At 44.7% G+C, this 21,627-nt stretch carries 16 protein-coding genes and 1 pseudogene; 1 reads left to right on the forward strand and 16 read right to left on the reverse strand.

Translation table 11 applies throughout. The annotated features are described in order from the left end of the window. The 3 genes from wzm to RRF55_RS15365 are packed head-to-tail and all read right to left on the reverse strand — an operon-like array spanning window position 1 to window position 3,612. Complete coding sequence (gene wzm, locus RRF55_RS15355; RefSeq protein WP_020956642.1) at window positions 1-786, reverse strand: O9 family O-antigen export ABC transporter permease subunit; 786 nt, start codon at window positions 784-786, stop codon at window positions 1-3. Window positions 787-791: 5 nt separating this feature from the next. Continuing rightward, window positions 792-2,174: an O9 family phosphomannomutase RfbK gene (gene rfbK, locus RRF55_RS15360; RefSeq protein ID WP_064153713.1), complete on the reverse strand. Its 1,383-nt coding sequence runs from the start codon at window positions 2,172-2,174 to the stop codon at window positions 792-794. Window positions 2,175-2,196: 22 nt separating this feature from the next. Further along, complete coding sequence (locus tag RRF55_RS15365) at window positions 2,197-3,612, reverse strand: mannose-1-phosphate guanylyltransferase/mannose-6-phosphate isomerase (RefSeq protein WP_004180506.1); 1,416 nt, start codon at window positions 3,610-3,612, stop codon at window positions 2,197-2,199. A 1,762-nt stretch (window positions 3,613-5,374) separates the two neighbouring features. Here RRF55_RS15365 and RRF55_RS15370 point away from each other — a divergent pair. After that, window positions 5,375-5,497 (forward strand): small membrane protein, encoded by a 123-nt coding sequence (locus RRF55_RS15370; protein ID WP_004144151.1) that lies wholly within the window; start codon window positions 5,375-5,377, stop codon window positions 5,495-5,497. A 421-nt stretch (window positions 5,498-5,918) separates the two neighbouring features. On the opposite strand, the pseudogene RRF55_RS15375 reads toward RRF55_RS15370, so the two are convergent. The 13 genes and pseudogenes from RRF55_RS15375 to RRF55_RS15435 form a co-directional block, all read right to left on the reverse strand. Continuing rightward, window positions 5,919-5,999: pseudogene (locus RRF55_RS15375) on the reverse strand (hypothetical protein); the annotation flags it as partial. A 66-nt stretch (window positions 6,000-6,065) separates the two neighbouring features. Next, a complete protein-coding gene (locus RRF55_RS15380; RefSeq protein ID WP_031589100.1) occupies window positions 6,066-7,073 on the reverse strand; it encodes an NAD-dependent epimerase in 1,008 nt (335 codons plus the stop codon). Between the two features lie 192 nt (window positions 7,074-7,265). Then, on the reverse strand, window positions 7,266-8,432 hold the full coding sequence (ugd, locus tag RRF55_RS15385) for a UDP-glucose 6-dehydrogenase (protein ID WP_032411469.1): 1,167 nt from the start codon (window positions 8,430-8,432) through the stop codon (window positions 7,266-7,268). Between the two features lie 163 nt (window positions 8,433-8,595). Beyond that, entirely contained in the window at window positions 8,596-9,966 is a 1,371-nt protein-coding gene (rfbK, locus tag RRF55_RS15390) for an O9 family phosphomannomutase RfbK (protein ID WP_073557652.1), read from the reverse strand. A 22-nt stretch (window positions 9,967-9,988) separates the two neighbouring features. After that, on the reverse strand, window positions 9,989-11,404 hold the full coding sequence (locus RRF55_RS15395; RefSeq protein ID WP_004180506.1) for a mannose-1-phosphate guanylyltransferase/mannose-6-phosphate isomerase: 1,416 nt from the start codon (window positions 11,402-11,404) through the stop codon (window positions 9,989-9,991). A gap of 225 nt (window positions 11,405-11,629) precedes the next feature. Then, entirely contained in the window at window positions 11,630-13,036 is a 1,407-nt protein-coding gene (gndA, locus tag RRF55_RS15400; RefSeq protein ID WP_032411472.1) for an NADP-dependent phosphogluconate dehydrogenase, read from the reverse strand. A 145-nt stretch (window positions 13,037-13,181) separates the two neighbouring features. Then, on the reverse strand, window positions 13,182-14,333 hold the full coding sequence (locus tag RRF55_RS15405; RefSeq protein WP_032411474.1) for a glycosyltransferase family 4 protein: 1,152 nt from the start codon (window positions 14,331-14,333) through the stop codon (window positions 13,182-13,184). 113 nt (window positions 14,334-14,446) lie between these two features. Further along, a complete protein-coding gene (locus tag RRF55_RS15410; RefSeq protein WP_064189059.1) occupies window positions 14,447-15,427 on the reverse strand; it encodes an acyltransferase family protein in 981 nt (326 codons plus the stop codon). Between the two features lie 20 nt (window positions 15,428-15,447). Next, window positions 15,448-16,722 (reverse strand): glycosyl hydrolase family 28-related protein, encoded by a 1,275-nt coding sequence (locus RRF55_RS15415; RefSeq protein ID WP_021514684.1) that lies wholly within the window; start codon window positions 16,720-16,722, stop codon window positions 15,448-15,450. A gap of 19 nt (window positions 16,723-16,741) precedes the next feature. After that, window positions 16,742-17,920 carry an O-antigen ligase family protein gene (locus RRF55_RS15420; RefSeq protein WP_064153714.1) on the reverse strand — a complete coding sequence of 393 codons (1,179 nt, stop codon included), beginning with the start codon at window positions 17,918-17,920 and terminating at the stop codon, window positions 16,742-16,744. Between the two features lie 14 nt (window positions 17,921-17,934). Next, window positions 17,935-19,029 (reverse strand): glycosyltransferase, encoded by a 1,095-nt coding sequence (locus tag RRF55_RS15425; RefSeq protein WP_064114617.1) that lies wholly within the window; start codon window positions 19,027-19,029, stop codon window positions 17,935-17,937. 8 nt (window positions 19,030-19,037) lie between these two features. Further along, window positions 19,038-20,168, reverse strand: a complete 1,131-nt coding sequence (locus RRF55_RS15430; protein WP_021514687.1) for a glycosyltransferase family 4 protein — start codon at window positions 20,166-20,168, stop codon at window positions 19,038-19,040. Further along, complete coding sequence (locus RRF55_RS15435; RefSeq protein ID WP_032411479.1) at window positions 20,161-21,624, reverse strand: lipopolysaccharide biosynthesis protein; 1,464 nt, start codon at window positions 21,622-21,624, stop codon at window positions 20,161-20,163. The genes RRF55_RS15430 and RRF55_RS15435 overlap by 8 nt, the downstream gene beginning before the upstream one ends. Window positions 21,625-21,627 lie beyond the last annotated feature (3 nt).

Consider the following 21,627-nt stretch of genomic DNA (forward strand, 5'->3'; position numbering starts at 1 on the left):
TTAAATCTCGTCCACAATATCAGCGGCATGTTTTTTAAATAAACGCCAGGCAAATAAAAACAGAATGACGGACAGCACCGTGACCGGAAGCAGCGCCAGCCAGTTAGGGCTCTGGTGATAGAGCATCACGTTCTGGTATGAACCGATAATGGTCGCCATCGGGTTATACGCCAGCAGACCAGAGACCCACTCCGGCAGCGTTTTGGACACGTAGACAATGGGCGTAAACCAGAACCAAAACTGCAGCAGGATATTCACGAACTGCCCGACGTCGCGGACAAAAACGTTCAGCACCCCGAGGATGATCCCGAGGCCGAGGGTGAACAGCATCTGAACGATCAGCACCGGAATGATTTCAAAGAAAATCATGCCCGGGAAATTGCCCGTAACGATCAGAAACAACACGAACAGACCAAAAATGATCAGGAAGTTAATGAACGCCGAAGCAGTGACGATGATTGGTAAACAGATCCGCGGAAAGCTAAGCTTTTTAAGAATGTTGGCGTTGGTCAGAAAAACGTTGACCAGACTATTGAGCGTTTCCGTAAACAGCCCCCAGGTTAACACCCCGGAACAGAGGTAGATACTGTAGGCAAAAGGGCCGTCCATGCCCGCCAGGCGGGCACGCATTAACTCAGAAAAGATTAATGTATATACGGAAATCATGGCGATCGGCTGTAAGATCAGCCATGCCGCGCCTAAGAAGCTGGTCTGGTAACGGGACTGAAAGTCCCGTTTAACGCTGTCAATAATAAAGCCACGGTAGCGATAGATCGCTGAAAACATTGGACTCAAAGCGATTCCTCTTTTAACAGGTTGAGCAGCTCGGCGGTTTTCTCATTCATTAACGCAGTATCCGCTCTGGACTCAACGTTCAGACGCACCACCGGCTCCGTGTTGGACGTGCGCAGGTTAAAACGCCACTCAGGGTATTCAATACTGATACCGTCCGTTGTGTCGATGTGTGCGGCCGCCGGCTCATACTGCGCCCGGATGCGCGCTATCGCCTCCGCCGCATTTCCCAGCTTGCGGTTGATCTCCCCCGACGCCGGGAACGCCGCCTGGCGGTCCGCCACCAGCGATTTCAGCGAACTGTTCTTCAGGCACAGCAGCTCCGCCACCAGCAGCCACGGGATCATCCCGCTGTCGCAGTAGGCGAAGTCGCGGAAGTAATGGTGTGCGCTCATCTCCCCGCCGTAGATGGCGTCTTCCTGGCGCATCCGCTCCTTGATGAACGCATGCCCAGTCTTCGACATCACCGGCTGGCCGCCGCTGCGGGTCACGATGTCCACCGTGTTCCACGTCAGACGCGGGTCGTGAATGATTTTCGCCCCCGGCTGTTTCTGCAGGAACGCCTCCGCCAGCAGGCCGACAATGTAGTACCCCTCGATAAACGACGCCTCGTCATCGAACAGGAAGCAGCGGTCGAAGTCGCCGTCAAAGGCGATCCCCATGTCCGCCTGATGCGCACGCACCGCGTCGGCGGTGTCCTGGCGGCACTCCGGCAGCAGCGGGTTCGGGATACCGTTCGGGAAATGGCCGTCCGGCTGGTGATGCACCTTGATAAAGGTCACCGGCGCCCCGGCCGCCGCGAAGCGTTTCTCCACTTCATCAATCACGTGCCCCGCCGCCCCGTTGCCGGAGTTCACCACCAGCTTCAGCGGACGGGTGAAGTTCGCCAGGTCCACATAGCCCATCAGGTGGTCAACGTACTCCTTCAGCACCGAAATCTGGCGCAGGGTCCCGCGACGCGCCGGATCCACCGGCGGGAACTGGTTATCCTCCGCCAGGCGCTGGATATCCCGCAGGCCGGTGTCGCCGCTGATGGGCTTCGCGTTCTCGCGCACCAGCTTCATGCCGTTGTAGTTCATCGGGTTATGGCTGGCCGTTACCTCGATGCCGCCGTCCACCCCGAGGTGGAAAGTGGCGAAGTAAATCTCTTCCGTGCCGCTCAGGCCAATATCCAGCACGTCGGTGCCGGCGTCCATCAGCCCGCGGGCCAGCGCCAGCTTCAGCGACTCGCTGGTGAGGCGCACATCGCCCCCCACCACTATCTTCCCGGGTTTCAGAAATTCGCCATAGGCGCGGCCGATACGGTAGGCGATGTCCTCGTTCAACTCCTCGCCCAGTTCACCACGGATGTCATAAGCCTTAAAGCATGTTAACTGTGTCATTCTGCGTTTTGTCCCGAAAAAATTAGCAACGACCATACTGGTCTTTAATACGAATAATGTCGTCCTCGCCGAGGTACGACCCCGACTGGATCTCCAGCACTTCCAGCGGAATGCGGCCCGGGTTTTCCAGGCTGTGCTCGGCGCCAATCGGAATAAAGGTGGACTGGTTCTCAGTCAGCAGGAACTGCTTGCCGTTGACCGTCACCTGGCCGGTGCCGGCGAGAATGACCCAGTGCTCGGCGCGGTGGTGGTGCATCTGCATCGAGAAGGCGCCGCCCGGTTTCACCGTAATGCGGTTGACGTTGAAGCGCGGGGTCTGGACCACCACGTCGCAGCGGCCCCAGGGACGGTAAATCTCGCGGTGGCGCTTGTACTCGCTGCGCTGGTTCTGCTTGAGGAACTCGACCGCCTTCTTCACGTCCTGGGAACGCTCGCGGTTCATCACCAGCACGGCGTCCTTGGTGCTGACAATCACCAGGTTCTCCACGCCGATGGCCGCCACCAGCTTCTCGTCGCTGTTGATGTAGCAGTTTTCGCTGTTGTGCACCCACGCGTCACCGCTGAGGACGTTACCCTGCTCATCTTTCGGGCTGACCTCCCACAGGGCGGACCAGGAGCCGACGTCGCTCCAGTCGGCATCGAGACCGACCACCACCGCGTCGGCGGTTTTCTCCATCACCGCGTAGTCCACGGACTCGTCCGGGCACTCGCAGAAAATGTCATGCGGAATGCTGATGAAGTCGCTGCCGTTATCGGCGGCATTGACCGCGGCCTGGCAGGCTTCGAGGATATCCGGGCGGAATTTGGCCAGCTCGGAAAGGTATTTTTTGGCGCGGAACATAAACATGCCGCTGTTCCAGTAGTACTCCCCGGAGGCGAGGTAGGCCTCGGCGCGCTCGCGGTCCGGCTTCTCCACGAAGCGGGCCACCTGGTACGGGGTGTGGGCGCTGTCGGTGAGGGCCACGCCGCGCTGGATGTATCCATAGCCGGTTTCCGGAGCGTTCGGCACGATACCGAAGGTGACCAGATGGCCTTCATCGGCATACTGCTCGGCGACGCGGATGGCGTCGTGGAAGACCGGCTGGTTATTGATGATATGGTCGGCGGCGAGGACCAGCATCAGCGGGTCGTCGCCGTGGCGGGTGGCCTGGAGGGCCGCGAGAGCAATGGCCGGGGCGGTGTTGCGCCCGACCGGCTCAAGAATAATGTTGTTCGACAGCTTGTTGAGCTGGCGCAGCTGTTCAGCCACCAGGAAGCGGTGCTCTTCGTTACAGATGACCATCGGTTCATGGATTTCAAGGCCCGAGAGTCGGGTGATGGTTTCCTGCAGCATGGAGTTCTGCCCGAACAGGCGGAGGAACTGTTTCGGATAAAGCTCGCGAGACATCGGCCAGAGACGACTGCCGGTACCACCAGCCATAATTACAGGAAGTAACATAATGAAATCCTTAAAGAAATAATTGCTTTATTTTACTATCAATCAATCGACCGTCTGGGTGGAACGGCCTTTTTCAGGCACGCTACCGCCATTGGCTGTCGCAACCAAAATGCGTACTGCTCCCGTGCTCCAGGCTAAACGCCACCCGCTTTCGCTTCAGGCTATCGGCAGATCGTTCACTCAGCGGCCTGAAAAGCCAGTCTGACAGAACGGGGGGCCTGAAAACCTAAAAGCAGAGATATGCCTTGAGACATATCTCTGCTTTTAATATGCATCTGTTCCTCACCTGGCCGCCAAACGCACCACACTTTCCTCATTTGCCGCCGAATTAACCATCAGGACTTTCTCATTTACGCAGGGTATAACGTCTGCGCTTTTCGCCACCGATGAAAGAGAAACGGGCGACCTGCCGATGTGAGCCAGCAGCAAAAGGGAGCGTTCACGATGCGGGGAAAGAGAAGAAGAGACATCGTCTTCGCCGCCAGGGAGACAGCGCGCGTTCAGGCTTGATGGCCCTTTGCACACGGCGGCGGCGCTATGTTCCGACAGGTGGGATAAACGACTCATGCTCTACAATGCACATTCCACAAAGAAAATCGTCCGCAGATTATAGCGCTGGACGCCGGGAATAAAAATAAAAAAGCCTACTGATTAGTGGATTACTCAAATAATACACATCTTAAACATTCATTAAACAAACAAAACAACAATAAGCCAATGATATAAAAGACAAAAAGGAGGAAAGCATGGCGCGATTTTTGCCCATTTACTAAATGTTCCGCTGACGAAAAATATAACTTTAAGCAAAATTATGCCGTCCCGGAGGGTATTGGCTGCCTTTAGGGTATCGCCACGAATCGCTAAACCACCGACCGGTCACAAGGTTATTATTCGGAGGCTAACCGTCAAATGAGAAATGTTGTTATTTATCAGCCTTTGCCACCGCTGTTTTGCCAGAAAAAACGTCCTTCACCTCTCGCCTGGCGGGTAAGACGCGGCAAAGCAAGTGATCCCAACCGCAAACCAGTGTAAAATCGGCACTTATGTAGAACGGACTGAACACTCTTGCTCTTAGGGGCTGACAAACTGATACACCTACATAATCTCATCGCCACGAGATGCCGACCACTATTTGAATACTGCATCCTTTGGCTACAACTCACTGGTTGAGATGATGGACTTTAAATCCTCTCGGGAAGAAGCTCTCGGATCGAAGCAAAGAAGAATAAGATGCCCATCTAGTCGCATGATGTGCTGGATGCCAGGATAGATCCCTATCGCTGTTTGGAACAATGAAGTTTGAGCCGCAAACTTCCGTGAAGGAAAGCGTGAAGAACTTCGTGGAACGGCCTAGGAAATCTAACCCACTGCCCGCCACAACCGTCAGGTTGCGGCAAATTCTTTTATGTAACGCCCGTCATCCTGATGATATGTTGACTGAATGCACATTCATTGTTTTATATATAATATTTTATGCTAAAGACAGAATTTTTGCCTTTTTTCTCGCCCGACTGAAACCAGTTTCATCCAGCCTTTTTCGAAAAAAGCAAATATCCGCGCGCCAGGCACTCAAACTTTTCTGGCATCCATCCCAATTTGGTGAGTGGAAACAGCATTATATGCTGATTGAGGAAAAACATTACTATCTGTAGGAATTTTCCTAAATCCAGGGTATGTTAGAGCAAGCCATGCAATAGAACAAAACTGGTGCATTGCTTATCAAGCTAATAATTCAATCAACATAAGCCCTGTGGTAGATATTATGGAAAACCTATTTTTCTTAGTGGTGGCTGCCATACTACTTGCTGTTTCCGTTTATTTCTTGATTTCTTATTTAAAAGACAGAAAGAAAACGAAACTGACGTTTAATAAACGCAAGTGGTAAGGACCGCTCTGTATTGCAATTAGATTAAGATAAAATTAAGAGATAAAAAATGATATTACAGAATGACCGTTCATTCTGCGTTTTGGCATGGCATTAAGGCAAAAAAAATAGTGTTAATCGCGCCCTGTTCATCAAATTTCTTATAGGACATAAATAACAAAGCCTGCGTTGCAGGCTTTGTTTTACCTCCCGGCGCTTATCTCCGGCATCTACATCACAGTGACGGTAGCTCTTCACAAGGTAAGTTTAACTTATCGGACCTGTTTTCAACCAGCAACGGCTTTTGAACAGGATCGTAATGTCCATCACAATTTATTGAGGTTAATCTGAATGTGCGAGAAATACGCGTAGTGAGGGATATAGCGGGGGAGAGAAAGAAGAACACTGGCGGCAAGGAACCGCCAGGGTCAGACAGGCAGAATTAATCGTTACCAAACAGATCGCGGGTGTATACCTTGTCCGCAACATCCGCCCGCTTTTCCGCCATACGGTTGGAAATGATACATCCGTTACTTGCTGCCGATATGAGGGAGGCGCGAAAACGTTTCTATCCCCCCCTTCCAATAAACTAGTTATATTGATAGTACTCTTTATACCAATCTACAAAGTTTTTAACACCTTGCTGTACTGGCGTTTCCGGTTTAAAACCAATAGTTTTATAGAGAGCTTGTGTCTCGGCACTGGTATTCAACACATCACCCGGCTGGATAGGCATCATATTCTTCTTCGCTTCCAATCCCAATGCCTGCTCCAATGCATTGATATAATCCATCAGTTCCACCGGTGAGCTGTTACCAATGTTGTAGACCCGATATGGTGCGGAGCTGGTAGCCGGAGATCCTTCCTCGACTGTCCATTCAGGATCAGGCTGAGGGATTACATCCTGGATACGAACAATAGCTTCGACAATATCATCTATATAGGTAAAATCACGCTTCATTTTACCGTAGTTATAAACATCAATGCTTTTCCCTTCCAGCATCGCTTTCGTGAATTTGAATAACGCCATGTCCGGACGGCCCCAGGGACCATAGACCGTAAAGAAGCGCAGTCCTGTCGTTGGGATGCTGTACAGATGGGAATAAGTATGTGCCATCAGCTCATTAGCTTTTTTTGTGGCAGCATACAACGAAACGGGGTGGTCGACTGAATCATCTGTTGAGAATGGCATTTTACGGTTTAGACCGTAGACAGAACTGGATGAAGCATATAATAGATGTTGCACTTTATTGTGACGGCAACCTTCCAAAATATTCAGGTAGCCCGTCAAATTGGAGTCTGCGTAAGCATATGGATTTTCGAGAGAATAACGTACACCCGCTTGCGCCGCAAGATGGATAACACGTTCAAACTGCTCTGTTTCGAAAAGTTTAGCCATACCATCACGGTCAGCGAGATCTAACTTGTAAAAAGTAAAAGAGGGAGATTCTAATTGTTCAACACGAGATTCTTTTAACTTTACATCATAATAATCATTAATGTTATCAATCCCAACAACTTGATGCCCATCATTCAAAAGGCGTTTGCTGACATGAAACCCAATAAAACCAGCCGCACCAGTGACTAAAAATTTCATATTTAAACTCCTGAGAAATACTCGATTGGCAGCATTGATGTTTTACAAACTTAGTTTATATCACCAGAAAAAATCACAAACCGTAAATAACTAACTGGATAACCATTTCCACAAGTTAACTAACATCAATGAAATCCAATTTCATATAAAATTTGGCTGGAGATACTCTCATCCAGCCAAAGGTTAAAAATCCTAATCATTACCAAACAGATCGCGGGTGTAAACCTTGTCCGCCACATCCGCCAGCTCTTCCGCCATACGGTTAGAGATGATCACATCCGCCTCTTGTTTGAAAGCATTCAGGTCGCGCACGACGCGGGAATTGAAGAACTCATCTTCCTGCATCACCGGTTCATAGATAATGACCGGAATACCTTTCGCCTTGATGCGCTTCATGATGCCTTGGATAGAAGAGGCGCGGAAATTGTCCGAACCACTCTTCATGATCAGGCGATATACACCCACCACTTTGGGCTTACGAGCGAGGATGGAATCAGAAATAAAGTCCTTACGGGTACGGTTGGCATCCACAATAGCGGCAATGATATTGTTCGGGACCGATTCGTAGTTCGCCAGCAGCTGCTTGGTATCCTTCGGCAGGCAGTAGCCGCCATAGCCAAAGGACGGATTGTTATAGTGGTTGCCGATACGCGGATCCAGGCATACCCCTTCGATAATCTGCTTGCTGTTCAGCCCCTGGCTTTCAGCATAGCTGTCGAGCTCGTTGAAATAGGCAACGCGCAGCGCCAGATAGGTGTTCGCGAACAGTTTGATCGCTTCCGCTTCAGTGGAGTCGGTAAACAGGGTCGGGATATCCTGCTTGATCGCGCCTTCTTTCAGCAGGTCTGCGAAACGTTCGGCACGCGCAGAGCGCTCACCAATGACAATGCGCGATGGATGCAGGTTGTCGTACAGCGCACGGCCTTCACGCAGGAACTCAGGAGAGAAAATAACATTATCAATCCCCAAACGTTCTTTGATGTCGCGGGTGAACCCCACCGGGATGGTCGATTTAATGATCATCACCGCATTCGGGTTGATCTCTGTGACATCGCGAATAACCGCTTCCACCGTAGAGGTGTTGAAGTAGTTAGTTTTGGGATCATAATCGGTCGGCGTCGCAATGATCACGTAGTCGGCATTACGATAGGCGTCGTGCTTGTCCGTGGTGGCACGGAAATTTAACGGTTTTTCTGCCAGATATTCCTGAATCTCTTTATCCACAATCGGAGAGATCTTCTGGTTAAGCATATCCACTTTGGCCTGTACGATATCCAGAGCAACCACTTCGTGGTTTTGCGCAATCAGGACACCGTTCGATAAACCAACATAACCTGTACCGGAAATAGTAATTTTCATTCGATTACACTTTAATCAGTTAACTGGGTAATGGCGGATAGCCACGAATTTAAACATTGCTGTGGGCGGTTTTACGCTTTGACCAGTGGGATGTCAAGAATAAGCCATAAGGTTAATAATACGATTAAAATCTGACCCTATGGCTTCCATTATGGATAATGCATTACTTGAGAAGAGCTAAAATCTCTTCGGTTTTTGCATTCATTAACGCAGTATCCGCTCTGGACTCAACGTTCAGACGCACCACCGGCTCCGTGTTGGACGTGCGCAGGTTAAAACGCCACTCAGGGTATTCAATACTGATACCGTCCGTTGTGTCGATGTGTGCGGCCGCCGGCTCATACTGCGCCCGGATGCGCGCTATCGCCTCCGCCGCATTTCCCAGCTTGCGGTTGATCTCCCCCGACGCCGGGAACGCCGCCTGGCGGTCCGCCACCAGCGATTTCAGCGAACTGTTCTTCAGGCACAGCAGCTCCGCCACCAGCAGCCACGGGATCATCCCGCTGTCGCAGTAGGCGAAGTCGCGGAAGTAATGGTGTGCGCTCATCTCCCCGCCGTAGATGGCGTCTTCCTGGCGCATCCGCTCCTTGATGAACGCATGCCCAGTCTTCGACATCACCGGCTGGCCGCCGCTGCGGGTCACGATGTCCACCGTGTTCCACGTCAGACGCGGGTCGTGAATGATTTTCGCCCCCGGCTGTTTCTGCAGGAACGCCTCCGCCAGCAGGCCGACAATGTAGTACCCCTCGATAAACGACGCCTCGTCATCGAACAGGAAGCAGCGGTCGAAGTCGCCGTCAAAGGCGATCCCCATGTCCGCCTGATGCGCACGCACCGCGTCGGCGGTGTCCTGGCGGCACTCCGGCAGCAGCGGGTTCGGGATACCGTTCGGGAAATGGCCGTCCGGCTGGTGATGCACCTTGATAAAGGTCACCGGCGCCCCGGCCGCCGCGAAGCGTTTCTCCACTTCATCAATCACGTGCCCCGCCGCCCCGTTGCCGGAGTTCACCACCAGCTTCAGCGGACGGGTGAAGTTCGCCAGGTCCACATAGCCCATCAGGTGGTCAACGTACTCCTTCAGCACCGAAATCTGGCGCAGGGTCCCGCGACGCGCCGGATCCACCGGCGGGAACTGGTTATCCTCCGCCAGGCGCTGGATATCCCGCAGGCCGGTGTCGCCGCTGATGGGCTTCGCGTTCTCGCGCACCAGCTTCATGCCGTTGTAGTTCATCGGGTTATGGCTGGCCGTTACCTCGATGCCGCCGTCCACCCCGAGGTGGAAAGTGGCGAAGTAAATCTCTTCCGTGCCGCTCAGGCCAATATCCAGCACGTCGGTGCCGGCGTCCATCAGCCCGCGGGCCAGCGCCAGCTTCAGCGACTCGCTGGTGAGGCGCACATCGCCCCCCACCACTATCTTCCCGGGTTTCAGAAATTCGCCATAGGCGCGGCCGATACGGTAGGCGATGTCCTCGTTCAACTCCTCGCCCAGTTCACCACGGATGTCATAAGCCTTAAAGCATGTTAACTGTGTCATTCTGCGTTTTGTCCCGAAAAAATTAGCAACGACCATACTGGTCTTTAATACGAATAATGTCGTCCTCGCCGAGGTACGACCCCGACTGGATCTCCAGCACTTCCAGCGGAATGCGGCCCGGGTTTTCCAGGCTGTGCTCGGCGCCAATCGGAATAAAGGTGGACTGGTTCTCAGTCAGCAGGAACTGCTTGCCGTTGACCGTCACCTGGCCGGTGCCGGCGAGAATGACCCAGTGCTCGGCGCGGTGGTGGTGCATCTGCATCGAGAAGGCGCCGCCCGGTTTCACCGTAATGCGGTTGACGTTGAAGCGCGGGGTCTGGACCACCACGTCGCAGCGGCCCCAGGGACGGTAAATCTCGCGGTGGCGCTTGTACTCGCTGCGCTGGTTCTGCTTGAGGAACTCGACCGCCTTCTTCACGTCCTGGGAACGCTCGCGGTTCATCACCAGCACGGCGTCCTTGGTGCTGACAATCACCAGGTTCTCCACGCCGATGGCCGCCACCAGCTTCTCGTCGCTGTTGATGTAGCAGTTTTCGCTGTTGTGCACCCACGCGTCACCGCTGAGGACGTTACCCTGCTCATCTTTCGGGCTGACCTCCCACAGGGCGGACCAGGAGCCGACGTCGCTCCAGTCGGCATCGAGACCGACCACCACCGCGTCGGCGGTTTTCTCCATCACCGCGTAGTCCACGGACTCGTCCGGGCACTCGCAGAAAATGTCATGCGGAATGCTGATGAAGTCGCTGCCGTTATCGGCGGCATTGACCGCGGCCTGGCAGGCTTCGAGGATATCCGGGCGGAATTTGGCCAGCTCGGAAAGGTATTTTTTGGCGCGGAACATAAACATGCCGCTGTTCCAGTAGTACTCCCCGGAGGCGAGGTAGGCCTCGGCGCGCTCGCGGTCCGGCTTCTCCACGAAGCGGGCCACCTGGTACGGGGTGTGGGCGCTGTCGGTGAGGGCCACGCCGCGCTGGATGTATCCATAGCCGGTTTCCGGAGCGTTCGGCACGATACCGAAGGTGACCAGATGGCCTTCATCGGCATACTGCTCGGCGACGCGGATGGCGTCGTGGAAGACCGGCTGGTTATTGATGATATGGTCGGCGGCGAGGACCAGCATCAGCGGGTCGTCGCCGTGGCGGGTGGCCTGGAGGGCCGCGAGAGCAATGGCCGGGGCGGTGTTGCGCCCGACCGGCTCAAGAATAATGTTGTTCGACAGCTTGTTGAGCTGGCGCAGCTGTTCAGCCACCAGGAAGCGGTGCTCTTCGTTACAGATGACCATCGGTTCATGGATTTCAAGGCCCGAGAGTCGGGTGATGGTTTCCTGCAGCATGGAGTTCTGCCCGAACAGGCGGAGGAACTGTTTCGGGTAAAGCTCGCGAGACATCGGCCAGAGACGACTGCCGGTACCGCCAGCCATTATCACAGGAAGTAACATATTAATTTCCTTTAATTAAAACCCTGTTATTTAACACCCAGTAATTTACTGAGGCCAGAAGCAGACTAATATAGGAGCACAAGATAATAAATATGGCAAATTCTTAAAAATTAAAAATCAGATGGTAGAATTATTTTTTGAATGGAAATGCTTATGAGCAGAGTACAATGTCAAATATAAAGTTAAAAAATAGTCAGGCCAAATGGCCTGACTGCGTCTAGATGTTTATTCCAACCACTCTGTATGGAATATACCCTCTTTATCGGTACGCTTATAAGTGTGCGCACCAAAGTAATCACGCTGAGCCTGAATCAGGTTAGCTGGCAGAACTGCGGAACGGTAGCTGTCGTAGTAGGCAATTGCGGCAGAGAACGTCGGTACCGGAATACCATTCTGCACGGCATAAGCCACGACATCACGCAGCGCTTGCTGATAGTCATCAGCGATCTGTTTGAAGTACGGCGCCAGCAAGAGGTTAGCAATGCCAGCGTTTTTCGCATAAGCATCGGTGATCTTCTGCAGGAACTGCGCACGAATGATACAGCCAGCGCGGAAAATCTTAGCGATTTCGCCGTAGTTCAGATCCCAGTTGTATTCATCAGAAGCGGCACGCAGCTGGGAGAAGCCCTGAGCATAGGAAACGATTTTACCGAGGTACAACGCACGACGAACTTTTTCGATAAATTCTGCTTTATCGCCGGCCGGCTGAGCGTGCGGACCACTCAGCACTTTCGAAGCAGCTACACGCTGGTCTTTAAGCGAAGAGATGTAACGAGCAAATACGGACTCGGTGATCAGAGACAGAGGTTCGCCGAGATCCAGTGAGCTCTGGCTGGTCCACTTGCCGGTGCCTTTGTTTGCAGCTTCATCAAGAATGACATCAACGAGGTACTTACCTTCTTCATCCTTCTTGGTGAAAATATCTTTGGTAATATCGATCAGGTAGCTGCTGAGTTCACCTTCGTTCCATTCGGTGAAGGTTTGCGCCAGCTCTTCGTTGGAAAGTGCCAGACCGCCTTTCAACAGCGCATAAGCTTCGGCAATCAGCTGCATGTCACCATACTCGATGCCGTTATGAACCATCTTCACATAATGGCCAGCACCGTCAGCACCGATATAGGTCACACATGGCTCACCGTCTTCAGCAACAGCCGCGATCTGCTTCAGAATCGGAGCAACCAGCTCATAGGCTTCTTTCTGCCCACCAGGCATGATGGAAGGCCCTTTCAGAGCCCCCTCTTCACCACCGGAAACACCGGTACCGATAAAGTTAAAACCTTCGGCAGACAGCTCACGGTTACGACGGATGGTGTCCTGGAAGAAGGTGTTGCCGCCATCAATGATGATGTCGCCTTTGTCGAGGTAAGGCTTCAGGGAATCGATGGCGCTGTCGGTGCCAGCCCCTGCCTTCACCATCAACAGGATACGGCGGGGTGTTTCGAGGGATTCAACAAACTCTTGTACTGTGTAATAAGGAACCAGTTTCTTGCCTGGATTTTCGGCAATCACTTCTTCGGTCTTTTCACGGGAGCGGTTGAAAACGGATACGGTATAACCGCGGCTTTCGATATTCAGCGCAAGGTTACGCCCCATCACAGCCATACCGACAACACCGATTTGTTGCTTGGACATTACAAACTCCTGTCTGGTGAAATCACTGTAAAATTACAGGGTTATATATACCTATATTAGCATATAACTAACTTCACGCATATCATATATGATCAAACTCATACTGTCATCAAACAAAACATATTTACTATTTGAATTTAAAAAATTAATATACGACAGATTTAGAGGCTAAAAATTCAGCATGCCGATTCATAACATATTCTTTAATCTCTTCTTTAAATCTTTGCTCAGAAAATTTTAGAGCGTTCAGACGGCAGTCAGAGAGAATAATTTCATCACTATGCTGTTCAAAAAAATTAACGCTATCGATTATTGACTTGACATCTTGATTATAGAAAAAGACACCAGTTGCTTTTTCAACTCCGATGGGTCGTATCGTTTCAAGAGCACCACCTTTTCCATAAGCGATTACTGGCGTACCGCAAGATTGAGCTTCTACAGGAGTTATGCCAAAATCCTCTTCTGCAGCGAAAACAAAAGCCCGCGCATTTCTCATATAGTCGACCATAACGCTATTAGATTGGTAGCCAAGTATTTCTATATTTGATGTTGCTTTAGCTTTTATTTTATTCATCTCAGGTCCATCACCAATAACAACTAGCTTTTTATCCTTCATATGACTAAATGCTTCAACTATCAAATCTATGCGTTTATAAGGAACAAGTCTAGATGCTGTAAAATAATATTGTTCTTTGTTCTCATTGAGTGTAAATCTTTCAACATCTACTGGTGGATATATAACATCAGCATTACGACCATAAACTTTTTTAATTCTTCTTGCTATGAATTTGGAGTTCGCAATAAAATGATCGACACCATTAGACGTGCGACAATCCCAAATGCGTATATTATGCAGAATCCATTTCGCTAACAACCCTTTAAAACCTTTGTGCAAGTTAGATTCACGCAAGTACTGATGCTGAAGATCCCATGCGTATCTTATTGGTGAATGAATATAACTTATATGTAACTGATCTGGGCCTGTGAGAACCCCCTTCGCCACTGCATGGGAACTTGAAAGAATAACGTCATGTTTTGATACATCTAGTTGCTCAATAGCAAGAGGCATAAAAGGCAAATATGATTGGTATTTCTTTCTTGCAAAAGGAAAGTTTTGAATAAATGTAGTAGTAATATTTTTATTCTTGAAATGGGATTTATTTTCAGAAGATAAGAAGTCGACAACCGAATATAATTCAGCCTCTGGAAAAACATCCAGAAATTCAGCGACAACCTTTTCAGAACCGGCATAAGTTATAAACCAGTCGGCAACAATACCAACATTTAATTCTTGCATATAAGATCCATTATCCATAAGGAAAGGCAAATTGCGGTTTACTATTTCAATCGCAATTAGCTATTAAAGAGAGATTGAAGAATTAATAAAAACTATAAGAAATAAAGATTTATTTAGAATAGGAACCATAATCTTTTCCTATTCAAAACACAGAAGAAACTAATTAGAGATGATATAACTAAGACATTGATATAAAACATAACACTTTCTATGGAAAGAAAAGATTCAATTAACTTGATCACATAGGGATGGATAAAATATACGATACTACTAAACAAGGCTAAATATTTAGTGTCTTTATCTTTAAAAGGACAAAATTTCGTTCGCATGATAAAAATAAAAACAACTGGCGTCAACAAGAGAATTGACAATAAAAAATCAATATGGTAACTCATATGTGAGAAAAAAATATTTTGCACAAAGAATATTTCGCAACCATACAATATTGTTGAAATAGACAAAAACAAAAACAATAAATTATTATTAAATTTAATAAGAAGATTATTTTTTGCAATATAAAAACCGATATACATCATTGGAAAGCCAAAAAAGAGGCCATTACGGAACAACCAATATTGAGAAAAAACTTTATATAGCGTCGGATTGTTATCTATAAAAGGTCGCACATATTGCAAACAGCAACCGATAATGAATAAAAATAAACTCAAAGCTAATGAATATGGTTTATCACGAAGTGCAAAAAGTATAATACCACCAAGCACCATGGCACTTATATACCAAAGGTGATGATAGCCAAATATAAGTTGCGATAAGAAAACCGCCAATCGATTATAACTTAAATCTTCAATCGGAAGGTATAAAGGTAAATAGATTGCTTGCCAAACGAAAAATAAAACGATACCTCTTTTTAGCCATTTCTTGAAGCTTTCAACATGCGAAATATTTTCATGAAAATAATATCCATTTATCATTAAGAAAAAAGGAACTGCAATTCTAAAAAAACCATCAACAGTTATTTTATTGAGGGCGGGATGTTCATAAAAAATATTAACATGGATAGCCACAACAATAAAAGCCATAAAAACCCTGGCAAAATCAGCTAATTGATTGCGCTCTTTGATATTTTTACCCATCTAAGTTCTCATTTACTAGATTATTGGAAAGTGTTGTTTTTTAATAAAAATCCAGCATCTTTAGTGTTTGCTGTAACAATTTCACTAGCAGGCAAATCAAAATGGTTATTAGTTGCGTTTCTATTTTTCAAAACAACTTTATAAATACAGTCTTTCGCCGTTATATTTTTAATATAATTATATTTAGAAAAAACCGAAATTACTGAATTACAATTTACGCCTGTTACAGTATCTATAAAATTAGGTTTTTCAGGGTTAAGAGTAGATTTGTCGCTAAAGAATAAAGACACCGCAATTTTAGCATCACCAATCATAATATTATTAACACGACAACCAGAAGAGTTATTAACCATAATCCCTTCAGAGGTTTGAGTTTTCCCCAAGTGAGGAATCGTAATATTACTGATAAGACAATCTTCGCATAAATTTAGAGCAGCACCACTTCCATTTAATGAACCGCTTGTCATCGGTACGTATTGTATTGCGTGTTCTATTGAGCAGTCTGTAGAATTTGCAATGAAACCTATAGAATAATAGGTTCTCACCAAATCCGGTTCCAACACATGTAAATATTTGGCAGAACATAAATGATTTGAGGGAGTCTCAGGTGGAATATCTGATCCCATCCCGATCAATTGAGTCCATCCCTTTCCCCATATATTATAAACATGACAATTCTGAGCATTGACAAAGTTGATGCCATACCCTCCCCATTTATTTTTTGTACTATTAGTAAATCTCGCCTCTAAATAGAGGTCATGAATACTACTATTTTCCGCCTGAATAAAATGAGGATTATCTCTTAAGTATTGTTTCTGTTTGGGGTTTTTGAAATCAGGATTAATCGTCGTCTCTTGAGTAAAATTAGAATACCTCTTAAAGGCCAGATGTCTATTAGCTTCTAAACTTGATCCTATAACGAATCCTCCCCGCCCTTTATTAAATATTGGATTTTCAAAGACTATTCTTGTTGTTTGTCCCTCTCCGAACAATTCAGTATTATCGCCAATATATACAGGGAATAGAATTCTATAATATTCTTTTGTTGGTGGTATATATAATTTCGCCCCCCCCAAAGAACTAGCAGTATTACAGGCTTGTTGAAAAGCGTAAGAATCATCATTTATTCCATCACCTTTTGCTCCGAAATTTAAAACATTAAGTACCTTTATAGGCGAGTTAGAATTTGCTTTGCTCTCATTAACTATTGCATAACCAAAAGGTAATGATAATAAGAGCAATTTTCTGCGAGTGATAAGATACTTATCTTCAGATAGTGCCATTGCTTCTCTCATACACACCTCACAAATAAGACTATTCGTTGCCAACACTCCGAATTGCTAAAACGAAGAATAAAACAGGAACACTAACCCAGAAAGTCGAGATGTCGATAAAAAAGCCAGAGAATATATATGCCACAAGCAATGGGAACTTATCTCGATTATATTTTATAACATAAATCAGCAAGCAGGTTAAAAATGAAAAGTATAATATAAACCCAATTATTCCCGTTTCTACCAATAATGAAAGAAACATATTATCCGGTATTAAATTATACTTTTCTGTAGTTAATCTATACCCAACACCGAAAATAGGATTTTCAGCAATAAGTACAAGCAAAGAAGCCCAAGTTGAAAATCGTCCGGAACTGATGTCTGTTTGCTCTCCCCCTGTCAATCTATTTAAAAATGATAAAAAATATTCATTTGTAAGTCCATACATAAAAATAAATAAAGACACTACTCCTAGGATAAGAAATGATTTAACTCGAGATTTTTTCTCCATACATATATATATCAAAAAGTATAATGCAACAGATACAATTAAGCTGCGTGACATAGATATATATATATTAATTAATAAACACGAAATTATAATAAACGACAACAATCTATTATTTGTTCTAATTTTCCTTAACTCAATTAATGCAGTGATCCCTAATAAAAAAACAAGGCTGCCATAAGCACTAGAATCCTTAGCGACCCCTCCAGCACGAAATACATAACCGAAGCCAGGGTATTTATACATCTGAGTAGCAGTGAGCAAATCACTTTGTGATACAAAACCAACTGTCGCTTCCAGAGTAACAATAACAAATAAAAGAATAAGTAAATAGACTATCTTTTTATGAACAGAATTGGGTAGCTCACCAAGGAAAGATAAAATCATACATCCTGGCAAATACATTTCCAACAGCCGAATATACCTGAGATATGACGCCTGATGATCAACCCCCCCCGGGAATGTAAAATAGCTGTAGGTTATACCACAAAGTACCCATACAGCCCATAATGTAAAAAAAAGGTTTGCAAAAAACGTAATATCATACACTTTATTTTTTTTTACAAGCAGAAAAAAAATAGCAAAAATAAAAAAAGGAAATGACACTTCTAGCCCTGAGATATTACCACGTCCAAAGGGTATTAACGTAATTATGACAATGGCTAAATAAATAAGTGATAACGCAATGCTATTTTTATTTACTGTCTGCATTTTTAAGATAATCCTTATCGAGAAAGTCTTTCATAGAGCTCAAATTCAGCAAGGTAAGTTTTGTCTGGTGAAAATCTTTCTAGAACGAATTTTTGAGCATCATTGATTAATTTCTCATTTGGAGAATTTACTTTTAACATTTTTTCTTTCAACTGGTCGATATTACCTAATTCATATAGATATCCAGTTTTACCATCAATTATTAATTCTCCATTACCACCTGAATTTGATGCTAAAACAGGAATGTTAAACAATTGTGTTTCAAAAATGACCCGTCCTAATGGTTCACGATCCGATGGTACACAAACAAGATCCACATCTTGAAGTTGCGTTCTTACGTCTGAAACGAAACCACTAAACTCAATCCTATTCTCTAAGTTATGTTTTTTAATAAAAGACATTAACTCATCATTGTATAATCTATCTTTATCAGTACTTCTAGGTTCACCTATAAACCGTAAGAATATATTTTCATTATTAATAAGTGAAAATGCTTTAAGTACTTCCATCTGATTTTTTACTTCAGTTATAGCACCAATTACAGCAATTATTTTCTTTTTTTCATTCGTTATATTTTTGAATTCTCGATAAAACTTGAGATCTAGAGGATTATAAATGACATCAATTTTCGCAAGATTTGAATTTATCCGTGAAAAAGTTGTCTTAACATACTCTGAGTTAGCGAGTATTACAGACGCATTGTGATAAATTACATTATCAACGATGCCATGATTAGAAAGGTCAATTCCACAACGTGCACGAAAGATGGTTTTTTTAGCCTGTAATCTAAAAGAAGGCATAGCAAATAAACCATCAAAGAAAGTATTGCAATGCATTAGTGAATATTTTTTTGCTAATGTCATGCATTTGAAAAACAGTTTAACGCCACCAAGAATTTTTAAACCGAGCGGCTTGGTATTAATCAAAATAATATTCTCACGAGGCACGCCATTCGCAAGAAGTTCATTTAGGTATTTTTTATTACCATTATGTATCATAACATTATACTTGAACTTATTATTTACGTTAGATAATAGTGCAATCAAACTTCGCTGTCCCCCAGCAACATCGTGACAAGTATCTACAAAAAGAACTTTTAAATTAGACATAGTAATCCTTACTTATTATTGATATCTGAGAAAGTAATATCTGCTAGTTTTGCCCATGAATAATTAGCAACGTCATTAACGCAATTATTACTAAATTTAACTAACAGATCTCTATGAGTATAGCAGCGATATATAGCCTGCGATAATTCTGAAATATCTTCTTTGACTACAAGACCAGTGTTTTCATTTTTTACGACCTCACTAATAGCGCCTACATCTGTTGCTAGAGATGGGACTCCATGTTTAGCCGCCTCAAGAAAAACCAATCCAAATCCTTCAATTTTTTTATTACTAGATTTCGCAGCCAAAACAAATAAATTTGCTTCGCCATATAACTCGTTTAATTTAGAGTCAGAGACGCCAGATTTAATCTCTACATCAACAGAATTTTCTTTTGCTAAGGTTTTTAGATATCCCTTGAATTCTAAACTGCCATTTCCAACTATTGTAAATTTTATATGTTGTTTAACATCATTATCCAGCATCCCTAATGCTTTTATTACGTTATCGAATCCTTTTCTTTCATCAAGTCTTCCAACAGATAATATATTAAATGTTTCGTTGTTAACGTTTTTTAGAAAGACATTGTTTCTAGCGAACTCACTTTCATTAACACCTAAATAAGTTGTAATAATCGATATATCTTTGGGTACTTGATGATACTCTAAAAGAATTTTTTTTGTATAATTGCTATTTGTAAATATTTTCTTTACCCCATCAAACATGTTTAGTATTTTACTAAAGATGGAAGCTCGCCCAAATTTCAAGTTTAACACTTCGCTACCGTGTAGCATTAAATTAAAACGAATTTTCCGTTTAAAACTAAATCTATTCAAAAATTCAATTGCTACCCAGAATGGCCAATCTGCAACCAAGACATAATCATATTGTTCAAAATCGATCGAGCTCACTTTCTTGATGAGTTTTGGCAAATGCCAATACTTAAATTGACCACCAGGAAAAAGCTCTAAACGGATTCCTTCAGAACGTTTATCGCGAGTCAAAGATGAATCGTACGCAGGCCCCACAAGCGTAACCTTGTGCTGAAGTTTTATTTCATTAATAACTTCTTCACAGTAGCGCCCGATCCCTCCTTTGAAGGGAAAATATTCATTAGTAAAAATGATTACATTAGCCACAAGTACTTCTCCTGTTTTTTCCCTTAATTTTACCTAGCATATAGGACCAAATTTCCTTAACAGATTCAACTTTGAGAACAAAGCAGGAAATAATGTATACTATCGCACCGACTACGATCTTGATAATAATGTCTAACAAGCCATTGTTGATTGACCAAAAATATGTCGCGACAAACATAACACTCGTAGAAACTATAATTGGGAACATGTTTAGCAGTTGCGATATAGGCCCGAAGTTGAAGATTTTGCCTGGATAATACGCATTAATAAAATAATAAAATATTGCTACTATAAAGTTACTGATTACCATATATTGTAACCCAAATGGTGAGGAGATCAGTAATCCTAGAATAGTAAGAGGAAGTTTAATTAAGTCAATTTTAAGATATAAATCTGACCTGCCAATTGAATTTAGCAAATTTGCATTAATAGCACCTAATGGAACAATCATTCTTGATAATGCAAGCCATTGAATAATAAATACACTCGGCAACCATTTTTCAGTCAGAAATACTCTAACAAATGGCTCGGCAATAATTACTAACCCAACCATAGATGGCAGGACAATAAATGCAGTCATATTTAGACTTTTCTTATATATCCTTAACAACCTTTCTTTGTCATCCTGTGCAGATGACATTACAGGAAAAAGAACTCCTTGTAATATGTTGAAAAGATTAACAGATAACAAGTCAGGAAGATTTCTCCCTTGCGTAAAAAAACCAACTTCTTTACTAGAAAATAGCTTACCGATAAGAATAGCGTATGAGTTGTCTGAAATCACACCAACTAGATTGGCCAAGAATATCTTTGATCCAAAACTGAATAAACTATATGCCCGTGCCATTGAAAACTCTAGTTTTGGAGTCCATTTGGCAATGAAAAACATTAGAACGGTCACAATTATTGAATATAATATGGTTTGATAGATTAATGCATATACTCCCCAATCATTATAAGCCATATATACTGCAATAAAACCACTAATCAGAACCGCCCAGAAATTAACAATTGTTTTAGCTTTGAAATTTAATTCAATGCTTATTTTTGCCAACTGAACAACGCTTAATGATTTTATAACTATACTAATAGAAATTAATCTTATTATATCAGTTAATCTCTGATCATTATAAAAGTCAGAAATTAAAGGTGAGAAGAAAAAGAGAGCAAGATATAATAGTATTGCAACAAATATATTTATATAAAAGACAGTTGAGTAATCCAGAGATGTTCTATCTTTTTTTTGTATTAAAGCTTGCGAAAATCCCCCATTAATAATTACGTCCGACAAAACTAAAAATACAGCAACAATTCCTACTAATCCATAATCGTCAGGAGAGATTTGTCGGGCAATTAGAATCTTTATTACAAATTGCCCTCCCTGTACCATAAATCTTTCGATCGCATTCCAGATAAGACTTGTTATAGTCTTTTCTTTCAGGGCCACATTATTCATTGT

The organism is Klebsiella sp. K47, assembly GCF_051858335.1.
GTDB classification, from domain to species: Bacteria; Pseudomonadota; Gammaproteobacteria; order Enterobacterales; family Enterobacteriaceae; genus Klebsiella; species Klebsiella pneumoniae.

What these genes read in the sequence shown, in the direction of transcription:
- gndA (WP_032411472.1), bottom strand. Translation starts at nt 13,036, where the DNA reads ATGTCCAAGCAACAAATCGGTGTTGTCGGTATGGCTGTGATGGGGCGT.
- ugd (WP_032411469.1), bottom strand. Translation starts at nt 8,432, where the DNA reads ATGAAAATTACTATTTCCGGTACAGGTTATGTTGGTTTATCGAACGGT.
- rfbK (WP_073557652.1), bottom strand. Translation starts at nt 9,966, where the DNA reads ATGACACAGTTAACATGCTTTAAGGCTTATGACATCCGTGGTGAACTG.
- RRF55_RS15425 (WP_064114617.1), bottom strand. Translation starts at nt 19,029, where the DNA reads ATGTCTAATTTAAAAGTTCTTTTTGTAGATACTTGTCACGATGTTGCT.
- RRF55_RS15380 (WP_031589100.1), bottom strand. Translation starts at nt 7,073, where the DNA reads ATGAAATTTTTAGTCACTGGTGCGGCTGGTTTTATTGGGTTTCATGTC.
- RRF55_RS15365 (WP_004180506.1), bottom strand. Translation starts at nt 3,612, where the DNA reads ATGTTACTTCCTGTAATTATGGCTGGTGGTACCGGCAGTCGTCTCTGG.
- RRF55_RS15405 (WP_032411474.1), bottom strand. Translation starts at nt 14,333, where the DNA reads ATGCAAGAATTAAATGTTGGTATTGTTGCCGACTGGTTTATAACTTAT.
- RRF55_RS15370 (WP_004144151.1), top strand. Translation starts at nt 5,375, where the DNA reads ATGGAAAACCTATTTTTCTTAGTGGTGGCTGCCATACTACTTGCTGTT.
- wzm (WP_020956642.1), bottom strand. Translation starts at nt 786, where the DNA reads ATGTTTTCAGCGATCTATCGCTACCGTGGCTTTATTATTGACAGCGTT.
- RRF55_RS15415 (WP_021514684.1), bottom strand. Translation starts at nt 16,722, where the DNA reads ATGAGAGAAGCAATGGCACTATCTGAAGATAAGTATCTTATCACTCGC.
- RRF55_RS15435 (WP_032411479.1), bottom strand. Translation starts at nt 21,624, where the DNA reads ATGAATAATGTGGCCCTGAAAGAAAAGACTATAACAAGTCTTATCTGG.
- RRF55_RS15420 (WP_064153714.1), bottom strand. Translation starts at nt 17,920, where the DNA reads ATGCAGACAGTAAATAAAAATAGCATTGCGTTATCACTTATTTATTTA.
- RRF55_RS15410 (WP_064189059.1), bottom strand. Translation starts at nt 15,427, where the DNA reads ATGGGTAAAAATATCAAAGAGCGCAATCAATTAGCTGATTTTGCCAGG.
- RRF55_RS15395 (WP_004180506.1), bottom strand. Translation starts at nt 11,404, where the DNA reads ATGTTACTTCCTGTGATAATGGCTGGCGGTACCGGCAGTCGTCTCTGG.
- rfbK (WP_064153713.1), bottom strand. Translation starts at nt 2,174, where the DNA reads ATGACACAGTTAACATGCTTTAAGGCTTATGACATCCGTGGTGAACTG.